Consider the following 21,219-nt stretch of genomic DNA (forward strand, 5'->3'; position numbering starts at 1 on the left):
CAGGAGGGCGACGGTGCCGCACGAGAAGAGCGCGACCCGGCGGGCCGGCGACCTCGCCGGGTTCGCCGCGCTGACCGCCGACCTCGGCCTGCTCTACGGCGGTGACTACAACCCCGAGCAGTGGGACCGCCGGACGTGGCGCGAGGACATCAGGCTGATGGCCGGCGCGGGCGTCAACCTCGTCACCGTCGGGGTCTTCTCCTGGGCGCGCTACGAGCCGCGACCCGGCGCCCGCGAGTTCGCCTGGCTCGACGAGGTCCTCGACCTGCTGGGCGCGGCCGGCATCGCGGTGGACCTCGCCACGCCCACCGCCTCGCCGCCCCCCTGGCTCGGCCGGCTGCACCCGGACACGCTGCCCGTCGACGCCGACGGCGTGCGGCTCGTGGCCGGGTCGCGCAACCAGTTCAGCCCTGCCTCTCGCGTCTACCGCGAGCACGCGCTGGCGATCACCCGCGACCTGGTGGAGCGGTACGCGGGCCACCCGGCCGTGCGGATGTGGCACGTCGGCAACGAGCTCGGCCAGGTCTGCTACGGGGACGAGTCCGCCGCCGCGTTCCGGCGGTGGCTGCGCGCCCGGTACGGGACGGTCGAGGCGCTCAACGAGGCCTGGGCCACGACCGTCTGGTCCCAGCAGTACGCCTCGTTCGACGAGGTCCTGCCGCCGCGTCGGATGCCGTACCACGTCAACCCCTCGCAGTCGCTCGACTTCCGCCGCTACTCCTCGGACCAGCTGCGCACGCTGTACCGCGAGCAGCGCGACGTGATCCGCGCCGTCGACCCCGAGCGGCCCGTGACCACGAACCTCATGGGTTTCTTCGCCCTGGCGGACTACTGGTCGTGGGCCCGGGACCTCGACGTCGTCGCGGACGACGCCTACCCCGACCCGGGCGACCCGCGCTCGCCGGCCGACGCCGCCCTGACGGCCGACCTGATGCGCTCGCTCGGCGGCGGCCGTCCCTGGATGCTCATGGAGGCCGCCGTCGGCGCCGTGAGCTGGCGGGACCACAACCTGCCCCGATCGCCCGAACGGTCACGACGCGAGGCGCTGCAGGCGGTGGCGCACGGGGCCGACGGCGTCTGCTACTTCCAGTGGCGCGCGTCCCGGGCCGGGGCCGAGCGCTTCCACTCGGCGATGCTCCCGCACGCGGGTGCGGACACCCGGGTGCACGCTGGGGTGGTGCGTGTCGGCGGTGACCTGGCCCGGCTGCGCGACGTCGTCGGGCAGCGGGTCCCGGCACGCGTGGTCGCGCTCTTCGACTGGGAGTCCTGGTGGGCGGCCGAGGAACAGGCCCGGCCCACCGGGCGGCTGCGCACCCTGGACGTGCTGCGCGCCTGGTACCGCGTGCTCTGGGACGCGGGCGTCGCGGTCGACCTGGTCCACCCGGACGATCTGGCAATCACCGGCTCCGCAGGCTACGACGTCGTCCTCGTCCCGCAGAGCTACCTGCTCTCACCCGAGGCGGCCGACGCGCTCGGGCGCGCCGCCTCGCGGGGAGCGAGCGTCGTCGTCGGCTGCTTCACCGGTGTCGCCGACCGGGACGCCCACGTCCGCACCGGCCGGTTCCCGGTGCTCCTGGCCGACCTCCTCGGCGTGAGCGGCGAGGAGTGGGCCGCGCTGCCCGACGCCGGCGTGCCGCTCGCCGGGCCGCTCGTGGGCCCGGACGAGCCCGCGGACGCCGGCCCACGCGCCCACGTGCTCGGCGAGCTGCTGCGGACCGACGGGGCCGAGGTGCTGGCGAGCTACGCCGTCGGCCACCTCGCCGGTGCGCCCGCCGTGACCCGGCGCCGGGTGCCGCGGTCGGACGGCGTCGCGACCGCCGCGGACGCCGGCTGCGCCTGGTACGTGGGCACGGTCCTGCCCGAGCCCCTGCTGCGCCGCGTCCTGGCCGACGCCTGCGAGCGGGCGGGGGTGTCCGGCGTCGTGCCGGGCCTGGCCGACCTGCCCGACGTCGAGGCCGTGCGTCGCGGCGACCACCTGTTCGTGCTCAACCACTCCGGGGCCGCGGCGCACGTGCGCATCCCCGGGGAGCACTCCGACGTGCTGAGCGGCTCCGTCTTCACCGACCTGGTCGACGTGCCCGCGGGCGACGTCGTCGTCCTGACCGAGAGGAACGCATGAAGTTCACCGACGGCTACTGGCTGTCCCGGCCGGGCCTGCACCCGCTGTACGCGACGGAGGTCGACGACGTCCGCGTGGACGAGGTCGCGGGCACGATGACGGTCTTCGCGCCGACGTCCGTGGTCCGTGACCGCGGCGACACCCTCAACCGGCCCGTGGTCACGCTCACCTACTCCTCGCCGGCGCCGGGCGTCGTCACGGTCCGCGTGGAGCACCACACCGGGGCCGTTCGCCGCGGGCCGGACTTCGCGGTGCACGCCGAGCCCGGGTTCCGGCCCGTGGTCAAGGTCGACGAGACGGCGGGCGTGCTGGAGACCGGCGGGCTCAGCGTCCGGGTGCACCGGCAGGGTGCCTGGCGGGTGGACTTCGAGCACGAGGGCCGGGTGATCACCTCGAGCCTGCCGAAGTCGGTCGCCGTCATCGCGGCGGACACCGGCGAGCACTGGGTGCACGAGCAGCTCGCGCTCTCCCCGGGCGAGCACGTCTACGGGCTGGGGGAGCGGTTCGGCCCGTTCGTCAAGAACGGCCAGGAGGTCGACGTCTGGAACGCCGACGGCGGCACCTCCAGCGAGCAGGCCTACAAGAACGTCCCGTTCTACGTCACGTCCGCCGGGTACGGCGTCTTCGTCGCGCACCCCGAGAAGGTGTCCCTCGAGGTGGCCTCCGAGGTCAACTCGCGCGTCCAGCTCTCCGTGCCGGGGCAGTCCCTCACGTACCACGTGGTCGCGGGGCCGACGCCGAAGGACGTGCTGCGCCGCTACACGGCGCTGACCGGACGACCTCCGCGGGTGCCCGCCTGGTCCTACGGGCTGTGGCTGTCGACGTCGTTCACCACCGACTACGACGAGCGGACCGTGACCTCCTTCATCGACGGGATGGCCGAGCGGGACCTGCCCCTGAGCGTCTTCCACTTCGACTGCTTCTGGATGCGCGAGTACCAGTGGTGCGACTTCGAGTGGGACCCGCGGACCTTCCCCGACCCGGAGGGCATGCTCGCCCGCCTGCACGCGCGCGGCCTGCAGGTCAGCGCCTGGATCAACCCGTACATCGCCCAGCGCTCGCCGCTGTTCGCCGAGGGTGCCGAGCGGGGCTACCTGCTGCGCACCGAGGACGGCGGGGTGTGGCAGTGGGACCTCTGGCAGGCGGGCATGGGGCTGGTGGACTTCACCAACCCGGCCGCCACCGACTGGTACCTCGGCCACCTCGAGCGGCTGCTCGACCAGGGCGTGGACTGCTTCAAGACGGACTTCGGCGAACGTGTCCCGGCGCAGGGCGTGGTCTGGCACGACGGCTCCGACCCGCAACGGATGCACAACTACTACGCCCAGCTCTACAACGAGGCCGTGTTCGGGCTGCTCGAGCGACGGCGCGGCGCGGGCGAGGCGGTCGTCTTCGCCCGGGCGGCGACGGCGGGCGGGCAGCAGATGCCGGTGCACTGGGGCGGCGACTGCGACTCGACGTACACCGCGATGGCGGAGTCCCTGCGCGGTGGCCTCTCGCTGGCGATGTCCGGGTTCGGGTACTGGAGCCACGACATCGGCGGGTTCGAGGGCACCCCGGACGCGGGCGTCTTCAAGCGCTGGCTCGCGTTCGGGCTGCTGTCGAGCCACTCACGCCTGCACGGCTCCTCGTCGTACCGGGTGCCGTGGGCGTTCGACGACGAGGCGGTGGACGTCGCCCGGCGGTTCACGCACCTGAAGATGCGCCTCATGCCCTACCTGGGCCGCCTCGCCGAGGAGGTCGCGGGCGCCGGGACGCCCATGATGCGCCCGATGGTGCTCGAGTTCCCCGGCGACCGGAGCACGTACGGCGTCGACACCCAGTACATGCTGGGCGACTCGCTGCTCGTGGCGCCGGTCCTGCGCGAGGACGGCACGGCGGACGTCTACGTGCCCGAGGGGCGCTGGACCCTCGTCGACCCGGGATCCGTGGCCGACGGCGGTCCGGTCGAGGGGCCCGTGGTGACCGGTCCGCGGTGGGTCGCCGAGACACACGGGTACGCGAGTCTGCCGCTGCTGGTGCGACCGGGTAGCGTGCTCCCCGTCGGGGCCCGCACCGACCGTCCCGACTACGCCTGGGCCGAGGGCGTGACCCTCCACTGCGTCGAGCTCGCAGCGGGTCACGACTCCGAGGTCAGCGTGCCCGGTGGCGAGGGCGCACCGGCGACATTCCGTGTACGACGCACCGAGAGCGCCGTCGTCGTCTCGAGTGGGAACGCTTCCACCCGATGGGCGGTCCAGGTCGGTGGCCTGCGGACCGAGGCGAACGGTCCGGACGAAGTGAGGATCGACCTGTGAGCACCATCAGCACGACCGGGCAGTTCCCGGACGGCTTCCTGTGGGGTACCGCCACGGCGGCCTACCAGATCGAGGGCGCGGCGGCGGAAGGCGGGCGGGGTCCGTCCATCTGGGACACGCTCTGCCGTGTGCCCGGCGCCGTCCAGGGCGGCGACACCGGCGACGTCGCCTGCGACCACTACCACCGCTGGGCCGAGGACGTGGACCACCTGGCGCGGCTCGGGGTCAGCGCCTACCGGCTGTCGATCTCCTGGTCGCGCGTGCAGCCGGGGGGCAGCGGGCCGCTCAACGCCGAGGGCGTCGACTTCTACCGGAACCTGCTCGACGCGCTCCGGGAGCGGGGGATCACGCCCTACGTGACCCTGTACCACTGGGACCTGCCCCAGGAGCTCGAGGACGCCGGCGGCTGGGCCGCCCGCGAGACGGCGTACGCGTTCGCCGACTACGCCCGGGCGATGGCCCGTGAGCTCGGCGACCGGGTCGCGCTGTGGACCACGCTGAACGAGCCCTGGTGCTCCGCCTACCTCGGGTACGCCTCCGGGGTGCACGCGCCGGGACGCACGGAGCCGGCGGCGGCGCTCGCGGCCGTGCACCACCTCAACCTCGCGCACGGCCTGGCCGTCCGGGCCATCCGCGAGGAGCTGCCCGGGGCCGCGTGCTCGATCACGCTGAACCTGCACGTGCTGCGGGCGGCCTCCGGCTCGGACGCCGACGCCGACGCCGTGCGCCAGATCGACGGGCTGGCCAACCGGGTGTTCCTCGGGCCGCTGCTCGAGGGCACCTACCCGGCCGACGTCCAGCAGGACACGGCGAGCGTCTCGGACTGGTCGTTCGTGCACGACGGCGACCTCGACGTCGTGCGGCAGCCGCTGGACGTGCTGGGGGTCAACTACTACTCGTCCACCCGGGTGCGCCGGTTCGACGGCGAGGGCGAGCCCGTGCGAGCCGACGGGCACAAGACCACGGCGGCGTCGCCGTGGGTCGCGGCCGACGACGTCGAGTTCCTGCCGCAGCCCGGCCCGTACACCGCGATGGGCTGGAACGTCGAGCCCGCGGGCCTGACGGAGCTGCTGCTGGACCTGCACGAGCGCTACCCGGACCAGCCGCTCGCCGTGACGGAGAACGGCGCGTCGTTCGCGGACGAGGTGGTCCAGGACCCGGCGCTCGGGATCCCGCGCGTCCACGACATCGCCCGTGTGGCGTACCTGCGGGACCACGTGGCCGCCGTCGCCGCGGCGATCGACGCCGGCGCGGACGTGCGCGGCTACTTCGCGTGGTCGCTGATGGACAACTTCGAGTGGGCCTACGGGTACTCCAAGCGGTTCGGCATCCTGCACGTCGACTACCCGACGGGGGAGCGCACCTGGAAGGACTCGGCGTACTGGTACGCCCGGCTCACCCGGACCGGCCGGATCCCGGCGGTCTTCGAGGCCGGTCCCGCGGCCTGAGCGCCCGTCCCGCCACGAGCGTGCGGGCCTCGTCCTCGAGCGGGTGCCGAGGAGGGGGCCGCACGCTCGTGGTGCGTCCGGGGACGACGACGCGCCCGGCCGGCGCGACACGCCCGGCCCGCGCAGGTGTGAGGAAGATCAGAGGTAGGCCTCTCCGGTCGTCGCCCGCGACCGGTGCGGAGCCGTGCACAGGGTGTGGACCGCCGTCGTCCACGGGCTGTGGACGAACCGCCCCGAGGCGCGTGACGCCGCCGCCGAGGGGTGTCCGGACCGGTGCACCGAGCGGTGGACGGCGAGCCCTGTCAGACCCCCGTGCGACGATGCTCGCAGGTGGCTCCCGGAGCCTCACGAGGGTCAATCCGGGCGAATCACGCCCGTGTAACCACATCCGTGTCGACCACAACATGTCGTGGGCAGGCAGTCGCGGAACACTAGGTGTAGTGTTTGAGGGACGCGAGGGGCTCTGCTCCTCGCACCGGCAACATCGGTGTAGTTCCACCGGTGTCGGCACTGGTCACAGGCCTCTCGACAGGGGGCGCGGAGGCCGGTCCCGGCCCCCGCGGGACGCCGCCGGAAACGACATCACAGGACTGACGGACACCGCCGATCGGGCGGCGAGACAGGGAGTGCGACATGAGCGTCACGGTCTACAGCAAGCCGGCCTGCGTGCAGTGCGATGCGACCTACCGCGCCCTCGACCGCAAGGGCGTCGAGTACACGGTCGTGGACATCACCGAGGACGCCGAGGCCCTCGAGATGGTCCGTGGGCTCGGTTACCTGCAGGCTCCTGTCGTCGTCGCCGGGGACACCCACTGGTCGGGCTTCCGCCCCGACCAGATCAGCGCCGTCGCGGCGCAGCAGGCCGTCTCGGCCTGACCTCCTCGCCGGCCGCGGTCGGCGAGCACGCAGCACGTCCTTCGGGGGAGGGTGACATGGGGTCGCTCGTCTACTTCTCCAGCGTCTCGGAGAACACGCACCGGTTCGTCCAGCGCCTCGACCTCGAGGAGCTGGGCATGCCGGTCCACCGCATCCCGGTGCGCCCCGCCGACGGGTTCCTGACGGTCGACGAGCCGTACGTCCTCATGGTCCCCACCTACGGCGGGGGCAACGAGGGCGGATCGGTGCCGCGCCAGGTCCGCCGGTTCCTCGGCGACGCGCACAACCGGTCGTTGATCCGTGGCGTCATCGCCGCGGGCAACACCAACTTCGGCGCTGCGTACTGCATCGCCGGCGACATCATCTCGGCGAAGTGCCAGGTGCCGTACCTGTACGCCTTCGAGCTGCTCGGGACGGCCGAGGACGCCCAGCGCGTCCGTGACGGATTGGGACGATTTTGGCAACGACAGTCACTGATCCCGGCGTGAGCAGCACGCCGGGCACCGCCACGGCGGTCCCGCTGCAGCAGGCGGAGCTCGACTACCACGCGCTCAACGCGATGCTGAACCTGTACGGACCGGACGGCACGATCCAGTTCGACAAGGACCACGAGGCCGCGTCCGCGTACTTCCGGCAGCACGTGCTGCCCAACACGATCGAGTTCGACACGCTCGACGAGAAGCTCGACCACCTGGTCGAGAACAAGTACTACGACCCCACCGTGCTGGCGAAGTACTCCCGCGCGTTCGTCAAGGAGCTGTTCCAGCGCGCCTACGCCGCGGACTTCCGCTTCGAGTCGTTCCTCGGCGCGTTCAAGTACTACACCTCGTACACGCTCAAGACGTTCGACGGCAAGAAGTACCTCGAGCGGTTCGAGGACCGGGTCTCGATGGTCGCGCTCGGCCTCGCCGACGGGGACGAGCAGACGGCTCGCGACATCGTCGACGAGGTCATCTCCGGCCGCTTCCAGCCGGCCACCCCGACGTTCCTCAACGTGGGCAAGGCGCAGCGCGGCGAGCCCGTGTCCTGCTTCCTGCTGCGCATCGAGGACAACATGGAGTCCATCGCGCGCGGCATCAACTCCGCGCTGCAGCTCTCCAAGCGCGGCGGCGGTGTGGCGCTGCTGCTGAGCAACGTCCGTGAGCACGGCGCGCCGATCAAGCACATCCAGAACCAGTCGTCCGGCGTCATCCCCGTGATGAAGCTCCTCGAGGACTCGTTCTCCTACGCCAACCAGCTCGGTGCCCGCCAGGGAGCCGGCGCGGTGTACCTGCACGCGCACCACCCGGACATCCTCCGGTTCCTCGACACCAAGCGCGAGAACGCCGACGAGAAGATCCGGATCAAGACCCTCTCGCTGGGCGTCGTGATCCCGGACATCACGTTCGAGCTCGCCAAGCGCAACGAGGACATGCACCTGTTCAGCCCGTACGACGTCGAGCGCGTCTACGGCAAGCCGTTCGCCGACGTCTCGATCACCGAGAAGTACGACGAGCTGGTCGCGGACGAGCGGATCCGGTCCACGACGATCAAGGCCCGCGACTTCTTCCAGACGATCGCGGAGCTGCAGTTCGAGTCCGGCTACCCGTACGTGATGTTCGAGGACACGGTGAACCGCGCGAACCCGATCAAGGGGCGCATCACCCACTCGAACCTCTGCTCCGAGATCCTGCAGGTCTCCACCCCGTCGACGTTCCACGAGGACCTGTCCTACGACGAGGTCGGCCGGGACATCTCCTGCAACCTCGGTTCGCTGAACATCGCCAAGACGATGGACTCGCCGGACTTCGGCGCGACGATCGACACGGCGATCCGTGCGCTGACCGCGGTCTCCGACCAGACCAGCATCGAGTCGGTGCCGTCGGTCAAGCGGGCCAACGAGATGGGGCACGCCATCGGCCTGGGGCAGATGAACCTGCACGGCTACCTCGCGCGCGAGCGGATCTACTACGGCTCCGACGAGGGCATCGACTTCACGAACATGTACTTCTACACGGTCGCGTACCACGCGATCGCGGCCTCGAACCGGCTCGCCGAGCAGCGCGGGCGGGCGTTCGGCGGCTTCGAGGACTCGAAGTACGCCACCGGGGAGTACTTCGACAAGTACACGGACGCCGAGTGGAAGCCCGCCACCGAGCGGGTGGCCCGCCTCTTCGCGGACGCCGGCGTGCACATCCCGACGCAGGACGACTGGCGCCGTCTCAAGGCGTCCGTCATGGAGCACGGCATCTACAACCAGAACCTCCAGGCGGTGCCGCCGACCGGCTCGATCAGCTACATCAACAACTCGACGTCCTCCATCCACCCGGTGGCGGCCAAGATCGAGATCCGCAAGGAAGGCAAGCTCGGCCGGGCCTACTACCCGGCGCCGTACATGACGAACGACAACCTGGAGTTCTACCAGGACGCGTACGAGATCGGCTACGAGAAGATCATCGACACCTATGCGGCGGCCACCCAGCACGTCGACCAGGGCCTGTCGCTGACGCTGTTCTTCCCGGACACGGTGACCACGCGCGACGTGAACAAGGCGCAGATCTACGCCTGGCGCAAGGGCATCAAGACGCTCTACTACATCCGCCTGCGTCAGCTGGCGCTCGAGGGCACCGAGGTGGAGAACTGCGTCAGCTGCATGCTGTGACGCCGACCCGCTCTCGACCGCATCCCGTCACTCGTACCTGAAGGAACCCGCCATGGCACCCACCGGCCAGCTCAAGCTCATCGACCGCGTCAGCGCGATCAACTGGAACCGTGTCCAGGACGAGAAGGACCTGGAGGTCTGGGACCGCCTGGTCGGCAACTTCTGGCTGCCGGAGAAGGTCCCGGTGTCCAACGACATCCAGTCGTGGAACACGCTCTCGGACGCCGAGAAGCTCATGACCACGCGCGTCTTCGCCGGGCTGACGCTGCTGGACACGATCCAGGGCACCGTCGGCGCGGTCTCGCTCATCCCCGACGCGATCACGCCGCACGAAGAGGCGGTGTACACCAACATCGCGTTCATGGAGTCGGTGCACGCCAAGAGCTACTCCTCGATCTTCTCCACGCTGATCTCGACCAAGGAGATCGACGAGGCCTTCGCCTGGTCCGAGGACAACCCGTACCTGCAGCGCAAGGCGGAGATCGTCCTCGACTACTACCGCGGCGACGACCCGCTGAAGCGCAAGGTCGCCTCGACGATGCTCGAGTCGTTCCTGTTCTACTCGGGCTTCTACGCACCGATGTACTGGTCCAGCCGCGCCAAGCTGACCAACACGGCCGACCTGGTCCGCCTCATCATCCGCGACGAGGCCGTGCACGGGTACTACATCGGCTACAAGTTCCAGAAGGGGCTGGCCAAGCTCACCTCGGCCGAGCAGGACGAGATGAAGGCCTACACCTTCGAGCTCCTCTTCGAGCTCTACGAGAACGAGGTCGAGTACACCGACGCGCTGTACGGCGAGCTCGGCCTCACCGAGGACGTCAAGAAGTTCCTGCGCTACAACGCCAACAAGGCCCTGATGAACCTGGGCTACGAGGGCCTCTTCCCGAAGGACGAGACCGACGTCAACCCGGCGATCCTCGCGGCGCTGAGCCCGAACGCGGACGAGAACCACGACTTCTTCTCGGGGTCGGGCTCCTCGTACGTCATCGGCAAGGCGGTCGAGACCGAGGACGACGACTGGGACTTCTGATCGCTGACCCGGGGCGGTGACCACCGCCCGACGCCCCTCCGCTCAGGCCGAGCGGAGGGGCGTCGTCGTCCCCGCTGCTACCTCGGCGGGGCCGCTACTACCTCGGCGATGTCGGCACTACCTCGCGGCGCGCGCCACTACCTCGAGGGATCCGGAGACGACGACGGCGGGCCCTCGCATGGAGCGAGGGCCCGCCGTCGTCGTGGTGGGCCGCGGCCCGGGGATCAGTCGGCGTCGAGGATGTCGACGACGAAGACGAGAGGACTGTCCGGCTCGATTCCGCTGCCCTCCGGCGGGTTGGCGCCATAGGCCTGCTCAGCAGGGATGACGAGCAGCACCTGGCTGCCCACCGTCTGGCCGGAGATCCCGTCGGTCCAACCGGGGATGACCTGCTGCAGCGAGAACGACGACGGCTCACCGCGCTCCCAGGACGAGTCGAAGACCTCGCCGTCCAGCGTCCAGCCGGTGTAGTGCGCGATGACCGTCTGGTCGGGGGTCACCTCCGCGCCGTCGCCCTTGATCAGCGTCTGGGCGACGAGCTCCTCCGGGGCCTCGTAGCCCTCGGGGATTTCGACCGACGGGGCGCCGTCGTCGCCCAGGGTGACCGTCGGCAGGCCCTCGGCGGGCTCGACGGCCTCGCCCTCGGCCCGCGACGGGATCTGGACGGCGTCGGTGATCTCGATGAGGTTGACGACCGTCGAGGGCTCGTTCTGCGCGTCGACGGTCGGGTTGGCGATGAGGAGCCGCGTGCCGACGGGCTGGCCGACCAGAGGCTCCGTCAGGATTGAATAACGCTCATCTCCGAGCGTGAAGCTCTCCGGGGCGTCGTTCTCCCAGGTGGAACCGAGCCGCTCGCCCGCGGCGTCGTAGGCGACGTACTGCATGGTGACCTTCATGCCCTCGGCGAGCTCCTCGCCGTCGCCGGTGTCGACGACGCGGGTCGTCGGCACGGAGACCTCGAGCCCCTCGAAGGCGAGCTCGGGCTCGGAGCCCGGGTCACCGGTGACCTTGATCGCCTCGACCGCGGCGATGTCTGCCTCGGTCGGCTCGGCCTGGTCGGTGGCCTCGGCGGACTCCGACGTCTCGGCGGACGCCTCGGGGGAGGGGGAGTTCTCCTCGGGCGCGCTGTCGTCGGCGCAGCCGGCCAGTGCGAGGGAGGCGGCCAGCACGACGCTGGTGGCGCCGACGGCGGTACGGAGCTTCACGAGGTGCCCTTCGGTCGACAGTGGATCCGGGACACTCTAACGGCCGAACCTGAGCCCCGTTCCCAGGTGCGCCGCCGGAGTCGCGGACGCGTGACAATGGATGGCATGCCGTCGCGTCGACCCTCCCGGAAGCGCCCCTGGGGCGCCGAGCACCAGCCTCTCGACATGGACCGCGCCCTCGGCGGCACCCGGCACGTCAGTGCGGGCGACGGAGAGTGGACCGTCCGGCGCGTCCGTGGGGGAGACAAGGTCTACACGTGCCCGACGTGCCACCAGCAGATCCCGGCGGGGACGCCGCACGTGGTGGCGTGGGCCCGCGACGCGATCGGCGGCGAGGCGGCCGGCCTCGAGTCGCGCCGGCACTGGCACTCCGCATGCTGGGAGCGGCGCGAACGGCTGCGCTGACCTGCGGGAGCTGGCGCCCGAACTAGGGTGGAAGAGTGAACGACGACGCCACCACCGGCCACCAGATCCGCTCCATGACCGTCCTGCCCGCCCGTCGCGAGGACGTCGAGCTGCACACCGCGGACGGGCTGACGCTCGTCGGTGAGCTCGCGCTGCCGGCCGCGAAGGAGCCGGTGGCGAGCCTGCTGACGTTCCACCCGCTGCCGACGCACGGCGGGTTCATGGACTCGCACGTGTACCGCAAGGCGGCGTGGCGGCTGCCGGAGCTCGCCGACCTGGCGGTCCTGCGCTTCAACACCCGCGGGACGTCGTCCGCCCGGGGCACCTCGCAGGGCGAGTTCGACGGCGGCGACGCGGAACGCTACGACGTCGCGGCGGCCCTCGAGCTCGCCGAGTTCCGCGAGCTGCCGCACCCCTGGCTCGTCGGCTGGTCGTTCGGCACGGAGCTGGTCCTCAAGCACGGCGCGGACCCGAGCATCGAGGGTGCGATCCTGCTCTCGCCCCCGCTGCACCGTGCCACGGACGCCGACCTCGACCGCTGGGCCGCGTTCGGCAAGCCGCTCGTCGTCCTCGTGCCGGAGCACGACGACTACCTCCGGCCCGCCGAGGCGCGGGAGCGGTTCGCCCGCGTGCCGCAGGCGGAGGTGATCGGCGTGGACGGCGCCAAGCACCTGTGGGTGGGGGAGCCGGCGGTGCGGCGCGTGCTGGACGAGATCGTCCAGCACGTGCTGCCCGGCCACCCCTCGCTGCCCACGCACTACGACGGCGAGGTGCAGCACGCCTCGGACGTCGCACCGGCCACGACGAGAGGATGACGACGATGACGAACCCGACCCTGGCCACCTACCTGCTGCGCGACGGCGCCGGCGTGCCCCTGGTGCTGCTGCACGGCTTCCCGCTCGACCATCGCATGTGGGTCGCCATGGTCGACGAGCTGCCGCAGGGCCCCCGTGTCATCGCCGTGGACCTGCCGGGTCACGGGCACAGCGACCTCGGTCAGCTCCCGGCGAGCCTCGACGCGACGGCGGACCTCGTGCACGCGACGCTGCGCGAGCAGGGGGAGGGCAACGCCGTTGTGGTGGGGCTGTCGATGGGCGGCTACGTGGCCCTCGCGATGGCGGAGCGGCACCCCGGGTTCGTGCGCGGCCTCGGTCTCGTGGACACGAAGTCGACCGCCGACGACGACGCGGCCCGCGACGGCCGGCTGCGGGTCGCCGCCGCGGTCGAGTCGACGCAGACCCTCGACGCGGTGATGGGCATGCCGGCCAAGCTCCTCGGCCCGACGTCGGAGCTGGAGCGGCGCTCGCTCTACCCGACGGTGTACGCCTGGATCCGCTCGCAGGGTCTGTCCGGTGTGGCCTGGGCGCAGCGGGCGATGGCGGCGCGGCCGGACCGGACGGACGTCCTGCGTTCCTTCGGCGGGCCGGTGGCCGTCGTCGTCGGGGCGGAGGACCAGGTGACCACGGTCGACGACGCGCGCCACATGGCCGGCGCTGCGCGGGACGCGACGCTCGCCGTGGTGCCGAACGCGGCTCACCTCAGCGCGGTCGAGGAGCCCGCCGCGGTGGCCCGGGCCGTGGCAGACCTGCACGCCAGGGTGAGGTGACCGCCGCGCGGTGACCTCCGCGCGGTGACCCGGGCCGCCCGGCGTCAGGCCCGGGTCGTCGCCGTCTCGTCCGTGGGCGAGGCGCCCTCCTCCGCCGACTGCGCGGAGGCGGCACGCGCCCGCTGGGCGGGGGTCTGGTCGAGCGGGCTGGCGGGCTGCGGGCTCTCCGAGCTCGCGGCCGACCGCGGCTCGGCCGAGGGCGTGCCGCCGGACCGGCCCGAGGGGGCGTCGACGGTCGCGACCGGGATGGCGTCGGCCGCCTTCTCCGTGCCCAGCAGGCCGCGCAGCTCCTCGAGGTAGGAGTTGATCGAGTCGTGCCGGCGCGTCAGGTCCTCGAGCTGACGCTCCGCGGTCGTCCGGCTCTGCTCGGCCTCGGCCTGGGCGTCGGAGACGGTCTGGTCGGCGAAGGTGCGTGCCTCGGCCACGATGGAGTCGGCCGTGCGGCGCGCGTCGGCGACGAGCTCCTTGATGTAGGCGTCCGACTCGGTGCGGACCTGGTCCGCCTGCTCGAGGGCGACGGCGACGCGCTTCTCGGCCTCGGCGGCGTGCTCCTCGGCCGCGGCGACCAGACGCTCGGTCTCGGCCCGGGCGACCTCGTGGCGCTCAGCGGCCTCGTTCTCGACGCGCTCGCGGATCTGGGCCGCCTCGAGCTCGGCGTCGGAGAGGGCGCGGCGCGCGCGCTCCCGGAGGTCCTCCAGCTCGGTCGTGACGGCGTTGGCCGCCTCGGCGGCCTGGTGCTTGGCCTCCGCCACGATCCGTGCGGCCTCGGTCCGGGTGCGCTCCAGGAGGTCGTTGGACTCGCGCTCGGCCTCCTCGCGCAGGGCGGCCGACTCGGCGGCGGCCTCGGCCCGGAGCTGGGCGACCTCGCGGTCCGTCGTGACGCGCGCCTCGGTCACCTCGCGCTCCGCGGTGGACCGCATCGTGCCGATCTCACGCTCGAGGGACGCGCGCCGCTCGCTCTCCTCCGTGGTGAGGGTGCTCATGATGAGCGCCGACTCGCGTTCCGCGGACCCGACCAGCTCCTCGGCGCGGCGCTGGGCGCCCTGCAGGACGCCCTCGGCCTCCGACCGGGTGGTCGAGCGGATCTCCTCGGCCTCGCGGCGGGCGCTGGACAGCAGCTCGGAGGCCTCGGTCTCCGCCCGCTGGCGGACCTGGCCGGCCGACAGCTTGGCCCGCGCCATGACGTCGGACGCCTGCTGGTTGGCCTGCGTCAGGACCTCGGCGGCCTGCTCGTCGGCCGAGCGGAGCAGCCGCTCCGCACGAGCGCCGAGCCCTGCGTAGGACGGCTTGTCGTTCTCCCGGAGCTGGCGGTGCGCCTCGGCGAGCTCGGAGGAGAGCTGCATGGCGCGGGCGTCGGTCGACTCGACGTTGCGTCGAGCCTCCTCGACGGCCTGCTCGAGGCGGGAGATCTGGTTCTCGACCGCGGCGCGGTCGTAGCCGCGCATGGTGATCGGGAAGAGCGTGCGCTCGTCGGACACGTGAAGACCTCCGTCTGTCGTGGGTGCCGAGGCTCCGGCCAGGATAGACGTCACGTGCAGCCACCGACAGCCGAGCAGGGGGTCCGATCCTCACGAAAGGGAAAGATCACCGTCCTGCGGCGACCCGTGCGGTGGTCGTGGGGCCCGGAGCCGTGGGAGGCTCGGGGATGCTGGTACCGGACTCGTGAAGGGTTCGTGAACCGATCCGTCCCGGGCGCCCTCGTGGTCCTGGGCGATCGCCACGCCTCCCTATCCTGAGGAGTCCACGTCGAAGGGAAGCTTGGTGCTGCAACGCATTCTCGGTGCCGTCCTGGTCATCGCCGGTCTGGCCGCCATCGCGTTCGGGGTCGCGACAGCGACGGTCCTGCGCGAGTCGGACACGGTGGTCGCCACGGCCCGTCCGGTGGGCGACGGCACGCTCGTCGTCACCGACCCCGGGGTCCTCGACCTCGTCGACTCCGACGTCACGGTCACCGCCTCGGTACCCGCCGGCCAAGAGGTCACCGTCGTCGTCGGCCGTGACGTCGACGTGCTCGGGTGGCTCGACGGCGACCCGTACGCACGGGTCACCGGCCTCGCGGACTGGGACACGCTCACCACCTCGGAGGTGCGCCCCGAGGAGGCGGAGGACACCGAGGAAGCGGCGGAGTCCGAGGAGTCGGAGGAGTCGGCCGAGCTGCCGGACCCGGCGGGCTCCGACATGTGGATCACCGAGCTGACCGCCGCCGAGGAGGTCAGCCTGCGTTGGAGCGACCGGCCGGGCCCGTGGATGCTGCTCGCCGCCGGCACCGGTGCGGCCCCCGTCGAGGAGGCCGCCGAGGGCGAGGAGGCCCCGGTCGAGGCGTCCGACGCCGACGCGGTGGCCCCCACCCTCACGCTCACCTGGGACCGCGAGGTCGGCACGCCCTGGCTGTGGCCGGCCGTCGGGCTCGGTGGCCTGCTCCTGCTGATCGGCATCGTCCTGCTCCTGCTCGGACGCCGGGGGTCGACGAAGAAGACCGGCCGTGGCCGCCGTGCCGGCGCCAGGTCCGGCGCCACGGCCGACGCGTCGCCGCAGACGGCGTCGTCCGCACCGGCGGTCGAGAGCCCCGACGATCCCGCGTCGCCCGCCTCGCCCTCCTCACCGGCTGCGCCCGCGTCGCCCTTCGGGCCGACGTCGTCGTCGAGCGGCCCGGCGTGGGCCGCTCCGGCCGCGGGTGCCGCTGCGGGCGCCGGCTGGCCCGCCCCCGCACCCGCCCACGGCGCGCCGTCCGACGCACCGGCCGGGGCCGCGGACACCCCCGCCGGGGACGGTCCGGGCGAGGAGCCCGCCGGCGACGGCCGGACGGGCACGGCACCGGTGCCGGTGGCCGGCCGGTTCTCCCGCCGGTCGTCCCGCCTGCGGCGCACGCGTTCCGCCCCGGAACCGGCACCCGCCGACGGCGAGGGCTCGCCGTCCGGGGCCACACCTGCGCCGGCATCCCTACCAGCACAGGGACCGGCACCTGCGCAGCCGCCCGCCGAGTCGCCCACTGAGCCGCCCACTGAGCCGCCCACCACGACGACCGGCTCGATGCCGATGGTCGACGGCCGACCGCTGACGCGCCGCGAGCTGCGCCGGCGCGAGGAGGAACGGCGCACGGACGCCCAGTCCGGCATGGGCCGGGCGCTGCGCGCGCTCACCGGCCAGACCCCGGTGGTCCGGCCGGCACCGGCGCCGGAGTCGCCACCGGCCGCCGACGACGCCCCCAGCACCTCGGGGCGTCGTGCCGCGGCCTGGCGGGAGACCTGGGGCTTCGACCCCACCGCCGCCCGCCAGGACCAGCAGGACGACCCGATCGACGGGGGGACCCGATGACCGCCAGGACCACGCGCGTCGCGCGGCGCACGAGCGCCGCCGTCGGGGTGGCGGCCACCGCCGCCCTCCTCGCCGGCTGCGCCGAGGAGCTGCCCACCCCGGCCGCGGACGAGCCCTTCGAGGGCCCCGTGCTGACGATGGAGCAGGAGACCGCCGTCGTGCAGGACGTCGGGAGCGTCCTCGAGCAGGCGGGGGAGGAGTCCGACCCGAAGATCCTGCGCGAGCGCGTCGGAGGGCCGGCCTACGAGGTCCGCCGGAGCCAGATCAAGGTGGCCGAGGCACGAGGCGACGACTCGCTGGTGACGCAGATCCCGACCGACCTCCGGGCGGCGATCATCCCCACGACCGAGTCCTGGCCCCGGGTCACCTACACGATCACGCAGCCCACCGAGAACCTCGAGGTCCCCCGGATGGTGGCCTACCAGCAGGAGTCGGCGCGGGACAACTACAAGCTGTGGTCGTGGGTCCAGCTCATCCCCGGCACCACGATGCCGAACTTCGCCGACCCCGAGGCGATCGGCTCGGAGGAGGTGGCCGCGGACGACGACTCGCTCACGGTGACCCCCGCCGACGCCGTCGCGCAGTACGCCGACCTGGTGACCAAGGGCCCCGAGGAGTCGGAGTACGCCGACGCCTTCGAGCTCCCCGGCGACAGCCAGGACCTCGTCAAGCGCATCCAGGCCGACGCGCGCAACGTGCGCGGGGCCGACACGTTCGACGCCGCCGACGGCCGGTACCGGCTGGCCTTCGCCGCGCGGGACGAGCCCCTCACGGTGCGGACGTCCGACGGCGGCGCCGTGGTCATGGGCGCCCTGGACGGCAACGTCCGGCTCGACGTCGAGGAAGGCGGCACGATCCCGCCGCTCACCGAGACGCAGTCGGCGCTCCTGGAGGGCGAGGACGAGACGAACGAGCTCTATGTCGAGTACACCGACCAGGTGGCGCTCTACGTGCCGCCGGCGGGTTCGGAGGAGCCGATGCGGCCCCTCGGGTACTCCCACGTGGCGGTCGACGCGGCGAACGAGATCCCGAGCGAGCGGAACACGGACCGATAGCGGCCGAGCCGCTGGTCCGGCCCGGTCCGCCCCACCTCCGAGACTTCGTAGGATGAGCGCATGAGCAACCCTGTGCCCGACCCGAGCTTCAGCCCGCGCGGCGCCGTCGACCTGTCGGCGCTGAACCGCCCGCAGTCACCGCCCCCGGGGGAGCCCGGCGGCGCACCGACGGCCGGCGGCTACGTCGTCGACCTGACGGACGCGAACTTCCAGCAGGTCGTGCAGGACTCGACGAAGCACCTCGTGGTGGTCCTGCTGTGGAAGCCCACCGACCAGGCGAACGCGGACCTGGCCACGAGCCTGGGAACCATCGCCGACGAGTACGCCGGACGGTTCCTCCTGGGCCGCCTCGACGTCGACGCGTACCCCCAGATCGCGGCGGCGTTCCAGCCGGAGGGCGTGCCGACCGTCGTCGCCGTCCTGCAGGGCCAGCCCGTGCCGCTCTTCGCCGGCGGCGCGTCGGACGAGCAGGTGCGCGGCGTCCTGGAGCAGCTCCTGGCCGCCGCCGAGCAGAACGGTGTGACCGGGCGCGCCCCCGCGCAGGGCGGGGAAGCGCCCGCCGCGGACGAGCCGGCCGAGGAGCCCGAGGAGCCGCTGCCGCCGCTGCACCAGGAGGCCTACGACGCGATCGAGCGTGACGACCTGGACGCGGCCGCCGCGGCGTACGACAAGGCGCTCAAGCAGGACCCGAAGGACGCGCAGGCGGTCGCCGGGCTCGCGCAGGTGGCACTCATGCAGCGCACCCGCGGCGCCGACCTGCAGCAGGTCCGGCAGGCTGCGGCCGACGCGCCCGCGGACGTCGACGCCCAGCTCGCCGTGGCCGACATGGACATGCTCGGCGGCAAGGTCGAAGACGCGCTGGCGCGCCTGCTGGACCTCCTGCCGGGTGCGGACGACGACGCCAAGGAGAAGCTGCGCGGCCGCCTGGTCGACTACTTCGAGGTCGTCGGCGTGGCCGACCCGCGGGTCGGCAAGGCCCGCCGACGCCTCGCGATGTACCTCTACTGACGGCGCAGGACCAGGCCGCCCAGCGGGGGCACGCGTAGCGCGAGGGAGTGCCGGCGCCCGTGCGACGGCACGTCCTCGGCGTGCAGCTCGCCGGTGTTCACCACGCCGGAGCCGCCGTACTGCAGCGCGTCCGAGCAGAACGCCTCGACCCACGTGCCGCCGTCGGGCAGCCCGAGCCGGTAGCCCTCGTGGGGCACCCCGGCGAAGTTGACCACGACGACGACCGGCGTGCCGTCGGCGGCCCGCCGGGCGTAGGCGAGGACGTTCCGGGCGGCGTCGTCGGCCTCGAGCCACTCGAAGCCGGAGCCGTCGAAGTCGCGTTCCCAGAGCGCGGGCGTGGCCCGGTAGAGGGCGTTGAGGTCGCGCACGGCCCGCTGGACCCCCGCGTGGCCAGGGTCGTCCAGGTGCCGCCAGTCGAGGCCCCGCCCCTCGCTCCACTCGGCCTCCTGGGCGAGCTCGCAGCCCATGAAGAGCAGCTGCTTGCCGGGGTGCGTCCACTGGTAGGTCAGGAAGGCCCGGACCCCGGCGAGCTGCTGCCAGCGGTCGCCGGGCATCTTGCTCAGCAGGGAGCCCTTGCCGTGCACGACCTCGTCGTGGCTGATTGGCAGGACGTACTGCTCGGAGAACGCGTACACCAGCGAGAAGGTGAGCTCGCCGTGGTGGTGGCTGCGGTACATCGGGTCCTTGGCCATGTAGCGCAGGGAGTCGTTCATCCAGCCCATGTTCCACTTGAGGCCGAACCCGAGGCCGCCGGTGTCGGTGGGGCGGGTGACGCCAGGGAACGCCGTCGACTCCTCGGCGATCATCATCACGCCGGGGCTGCGCCGGTAGGCCGTGGCGTTCGCCTCCTGCAGGAACGAGATCGCCTCCAGGTTCTCGCGCCCGCCGTGGACGTTGGGGGTCCAGCCACCCTCCTCGCGCGAGTAGTCGAGGTAGAGCATCGAGGCGACGGCGTCGACGCGCAGCCCGTCGGCGTGGAACTCCTCGAACCAGTAGGTGGCGTTCGCCACGAGGAAGTTGCGCACCTCCCGGCGGCCGAAGTCGAAGACGAGCGTGCCCCAGTCGAGCTGCTCGCCGCGGCGGGGGTCCGGGTGCTCGTACAGCGGCGTGCCGTCGAAGCGGGCGAGCGCGAACTCGTCGCGGGGGAAGTGCGCCGGCACCCAGTCGAGGATGACGCCGACGCCGGCCTGGTGGAGCCGGTCGACGAGGTACCGGAAGTCGTCGGGGGAGCCGAGCCGCGCCGTGGGCGCGAAGTAGCCGGTCACCTGGTAGCCCCACGAGCCGCCGAAGGGGTGCTCGGCCACCGGCATGAGCTCGACGTGCGTGAAGCCCTGCTCGGTCACGTAGGCCGTCAGCTCCTCGGCGAGCTCCCGGTACCCGAGGCCGGGACGCCACGAGGCGAGGTGGACCTCGTAGACGCTGATCGGCCCGGCGTGCGGGTCGGACGACGCGCGGCGGGCCATCCACTCGCCGTCGTTCCACTCGTGGTCGGCGGCGGCGACGACGGAGGCGGTGGCCGGGGGTGTCTCGCTCGCCTTGGCCACGGGGTCGGCCTTGGCGCGCCAGACGCCGTCCGGACCGCAGATCTCGTACTTGTAGCGGCACCCGACGCCGACGTCCGGGACGAAGATCTCCCACACCCCGCTGGAACCGAGCGAGCGCAGGGGGTGCACCGACGACCAGCGGTTGTGGTCGCCCACGAGCCGGACGCCGCGGGCGTTCGGGGCCCAGACGGCGAAGGAGGTGCCGGTGATGTCCCCTCCGGCAGCGGGGTAGGACTTGAGGTTCGCACCGAGGACCCGCCAGAGCGTCTCGTGGCGGCCCTCGCCGATCAGGTGCAGGTCCATCTCGCCCAGGGAGGGCAGGAACCGGTACGGGTCGTCGGTCGTGGTCGTCTCGTCGCCGTACCGCGAGCGGACGCGGTAGTCGGGCGCGTGCCGCGTGCCGTCGTCGTCCACCGGGGCGGGGACGACGACGGACCACACGCCGGCGGCCTGGTGCGTCGTCGGGTGCTCGGTCCGGGACCCGTCCGGACCGCCGGTCAGGATCACGACCTCGTCGGCCAGCGGCCGCAGCACCCGGACCACGGCGTACGGGCCCTCCTCGGGAGCGAGCAGGTGCGGCCCGAGCACGGCGTGCGGGTCGTGGGTGGTGCCCTGCGCGACGGCGGTGAGGACCTCGGGATCGACGGCGGGAGGCTCGGGTGTCATA

The 21,219-nt window shown here is 72.5% G+C and carries 16 protein-coding genes; 13 read left to right on the top strand and 3 right to left on the bottom strand.

The window, feature by feature from the left end; translation table 11 throughout:
* Positions 1–13 precede the first annotated feature (13 nt).
* The 7 genes from MWU57_RS03945 (at position 14) to nrdF (ending at position 10,414) form a co-directional block, all read left to right on the top strand.
* On the top strand, positions 14–2,119 hold the full coding sequence (locus MWU57_RS03945) for a beta-galactosidase (RefSeq protein WP_246907360.1): 2,106 nt from the start codon (positions 14–16) through the stop codon (positions 2,117–2,119).
* The gene (gene yicI / locus MWU57_RS03950; protein WP_246907361.1) at positions 2,116–4,416 is read left to right on the top strand and encodes an alpha-xylosidase; all 2,301 of its coding nucleotides are present in this window, start codon (positions 2,116–2,118) and stop codon (positions 4,414–4,416) included. Before MWU57_RS03945 ends, yicI begins: the two co-directional genes overlap by 4 nt.
* Positions 4,347–5,864: a GH1 family beta-glucosidase gene (locus MWU57_RS03955; RefSeq protein WP_374108517.1), complete on the top strand. Its 1,518-nt coding sequence runs from the start codon at positions 4,347–4,349 to the stop codon at positions 5,862–5,864. Before yicI ends, MWU57_RS03955 begins: the two co-directional genes overlap by 70 nt.
* Positions 5,865–6,497: 633 nt before the next feature.
* Positions 6,498–6,740, top strand: coding sequence for a glutaredoxin-like protein NrdH (nrdH, locus tag MWU57_RS03960; protein ID WP_106268877.1), 243 nt, complete (start codon positions 6,498–6,500; stop codon positions 6,738–6,740).
* Positions 6,741–6,796: 56 nt separating this feature from the next.
* Entirely contained in the window at positions 6,797–7,228 is a 432-nt protein-coding gene (gene nrdI / locus MWU57_RS03965; RefSeq protein WP_106268875.1) for a class Ib ribonucleoside-diphosphate reductase assembly flavoprotein NrdI, read from the top strand.
* Entirely contained in the window at positions 7,225–9,381 is a 2,157-nt protein-coding gene (gene nrdE, locus MWU57_RS03970) for a class 1b ribonucleoside-diphosphate reductase subunit alpha (protein WP_106268873.1), read from the top strand. Before nrdI ends, nrdE begins: the two co-directional genes overlap by 4 nt.
* Before the next feature lie 52 nt (positions 9,382–9,433).
* Positions 9,434–10,414: a class 1b ribonucleoside-diphosphate reductase subunit beta gene (gene nrdF / locus MWU57_RS03975; protein WP_106268871.1), complete on the top strand. Its 981-nt coding sequence runs from the start codon at positions 9,434–9,436 to the stop codon at positions 10,412–10,414.
* A gap of 224 nt (positions 10,415–10,638) precedes the next feature.
* Here nrdF and MWU57_RS03980 read toward each other — a convergent pair whose 3' ends face one another.
* Positions 10,639–11,619, bottom strand: coding sequence for an FKBP-type peptidyl-prolyl cis-trans isomerase (locus MWU57_RS03980; protein ID WP_246907364.1), 981 nt, complete (start codon positions 11,617–11,619; stop codon positions 10,639–10,641).
* Positions 11,620–11,784: 165 nt separating this feature from the next.
* Between MWU57_RS03980 and MWU57_RS03985 the strand changes: the two genes are divergently transcribed.
* The 3 genes from MWU57_RS03985 (at position 11,785) to MWU57_RS03995 (ending at position 13,630) form a co-directional block, all read left to right on the top strand.
* The gene (locus MWU57_RS03985) at positions 11,785–12,024 is read left to right on the top strand and encodes a hypothetical protein (RefSeq protein ID WP_308221135.1); all 240 of its coding nucleotides are present in this window, start codon (positions 11,785–11,787) and stop codon (positions 12,022–12,024) included.
* Positions 12,025–12,098: 74 nt separating this feature from the next.
* Positions 12,099–12,839: an alpha/beta hydrolase gene (locus tag MWU57_RS03990; RefSeq protein WP_246907479.1), complete on the top strand. Its 741-nt coding sequence runs from the start codon at positions 12,099–12,101 to the stop codon at positions 12,837–12,839.
* Positions 12,840–12,844: 5 nt separating this feature from the next.
* Entirely contained in the window at positions 12,845–13,630 is a 786-nt protein-coding gene (locus MWU57_RS03995; RefSeq protein ID WP_246907366.1) for an alpha/beta fold hydrolase, read from the top strand.
* 44 nt (positions 13,631–13,674) lie between these two features.
* Here the strand turns inward: MWU57_RS03995 and MWU57_RS04000 are convergent, their stop codons facing one another.
* Positions 13,675–15,108, bottom strand: a complete 1,434-nt coding sequence (locus tag MWU57_RS04000; RefSeq protein ID WP_246907368.1) for a hypothetical protein — start codon at positions 15,106–15,108, stop codon at positions 13,675–13,677.
* A gap of 283 nt (positions 15,109–15,391) precedes the next feature.
* On the opposite strand from MWU57_RS04000, the gene MWU57_RS04005 reads away from it, so the two are divergent.
* From MWU57_RS04005 to MWU57_RS04015, 3 genes are read left to right on the top strand one after another with little or no spacing between them, the layout of a single operon-like run.
* Complete coding sequence (locus tag MWU57_RS04005) at positions 15,392–16,945, top strand: hypothetical protein (RefSeq protein ID WP_246907369.1); 1,554 nt, start codon at positions 15,392–15,394, stop codon at positions 16,943–16,945.
* A complete protein-coding gene (locus MWU57_RS04010; RefSeq protein WP_246907370.1) occupies positions 16,942–18,000 on the top strand; it encodes a hypothetical protein in 1,059 nt (352 codons plus the stop codon). Before MWU57_RS04005 ends, MWU57_RS04010 begins: the two co-directional genes overlap by 4 nt.
* A 60-nt stretch (positions 18,001–18,060) precedes the next feature.
* Positions 18,061–19,008, top strand: a complete 948-nt coding sequence (locus tag MWU57_RS04015) for a tetratricopeptide repeat protein (protein WP_246907371.1) — start codon at positions 18,061–18,063, stop codon at positions 19,006–19,008.
* On the opposite strand, the gene glgB is transcribed toward MWU57_RS04015, so the two are convergent.
* Complete coding sequence (glgB, locus tag MWU57_RS04020) at positions 19,002–21,218, bottom strand: 1,4-alpha-glucan branching protein GlgB (protein WP_246907372.1); 2,217 nt, start codon at positions 21,216–21,218, stop codon at positions 19,002–19,004. The two genes, MWU57_RS04015 and glgB, sit on opposite strands and share 7 nt — an antisense overlap.
* Position 21,219 lies beyond the last annotated feature (1 nt).

The organism is Isoptericola sp. S6320L, from assembly GCF_023015685.1.
Classification (GTDB): domain Bacteria; phylum Actinomycetota; class Actinomycetes; order Actinomycetales; family Cellulomonadaceae; genus Isoptericola; species Isoptericola halotolerans_A.

Excerpts from the sequence above, each read along its gene's own strand:
- yicI (WP_246907361.1), top strand. The coding sequence starts at position 2,116 with ATGAAGTTCACCGACGGCTACTGGCTGTCCCGGCCGGGCCTGCACCCG.
- MWU57_RS03955 (WP_374108517.1), top strand. The coding sequence starts at position 4,347 with ATGGGCGGTCCAGGTCGGTGGCCTGCGGACCGAGGCGAACGGTCCGGA.
- nrdH (WP_106268877.1), top strand. The coding sequence starts at position 6,498 with ATGAGCGTCACGGTCTACAGCAAGCCGGCCTGCGTGCAGTGCGATGCG.
- nrdI (WP_106268875.1), top strand. The coding sequence starts at position 6,797 with ATGGGGTCGCTCGTCTACTTCTCCAGCGTCTCGGAGAACACGCACCGG.
- nrdF (WP_106268871.1), top strand. The coding sequence starts at position 9,434 with ATGGCACCCACCGGCCAGCTCAAGCTCATCGACCGCGTCAGCGCGATC.
- MWU57_RS03985 (WP_308221135.1), top strand. The coding sequence starts at position 11,785 with ATGGACCGCGCCCTCGGCGGCACCCGGCACGTCAGTGCGGGCGACGGA.
- MWU57_RS03990 (WP_246907479.1), top strand. The coding sequence starts at position 12,099 with ATGACCGTCCTGCCCGCCCGTCGCGAGGACGTCGAGCTGCACACCGCG.
- MWU57_RS03995 (WP_246907366.1), top strand. The coding sequence starts at position 12,845 with ATGACGAACCCGACCCTGGCCACCTACCTGCTGCGCGACGGCGCCGGC.
- MWU57_RS04010 (WP_246907370.1), top strand. The coding sequence starts at position 16,942 with ATGACCGCCAGGACCACGCGCGTCGCGCGGCGCACGAGCGCCGCCGTC.
- MWU57_RS04015 (WP_246907371.1), top strand. The coding sequence starts at position 18,061 with ATGAGCAACCCTGTGCCCGACCCGAGCTTCAGCCCGCGCGGCGCCGTC.
- glgB (WP_246907372.1), bottom strand. The coding sequence starts at position 21,218 with ATGACACCCGAGCCTCCCGCCGTCGATCCCGAGGTCCTCACCGCCGTC.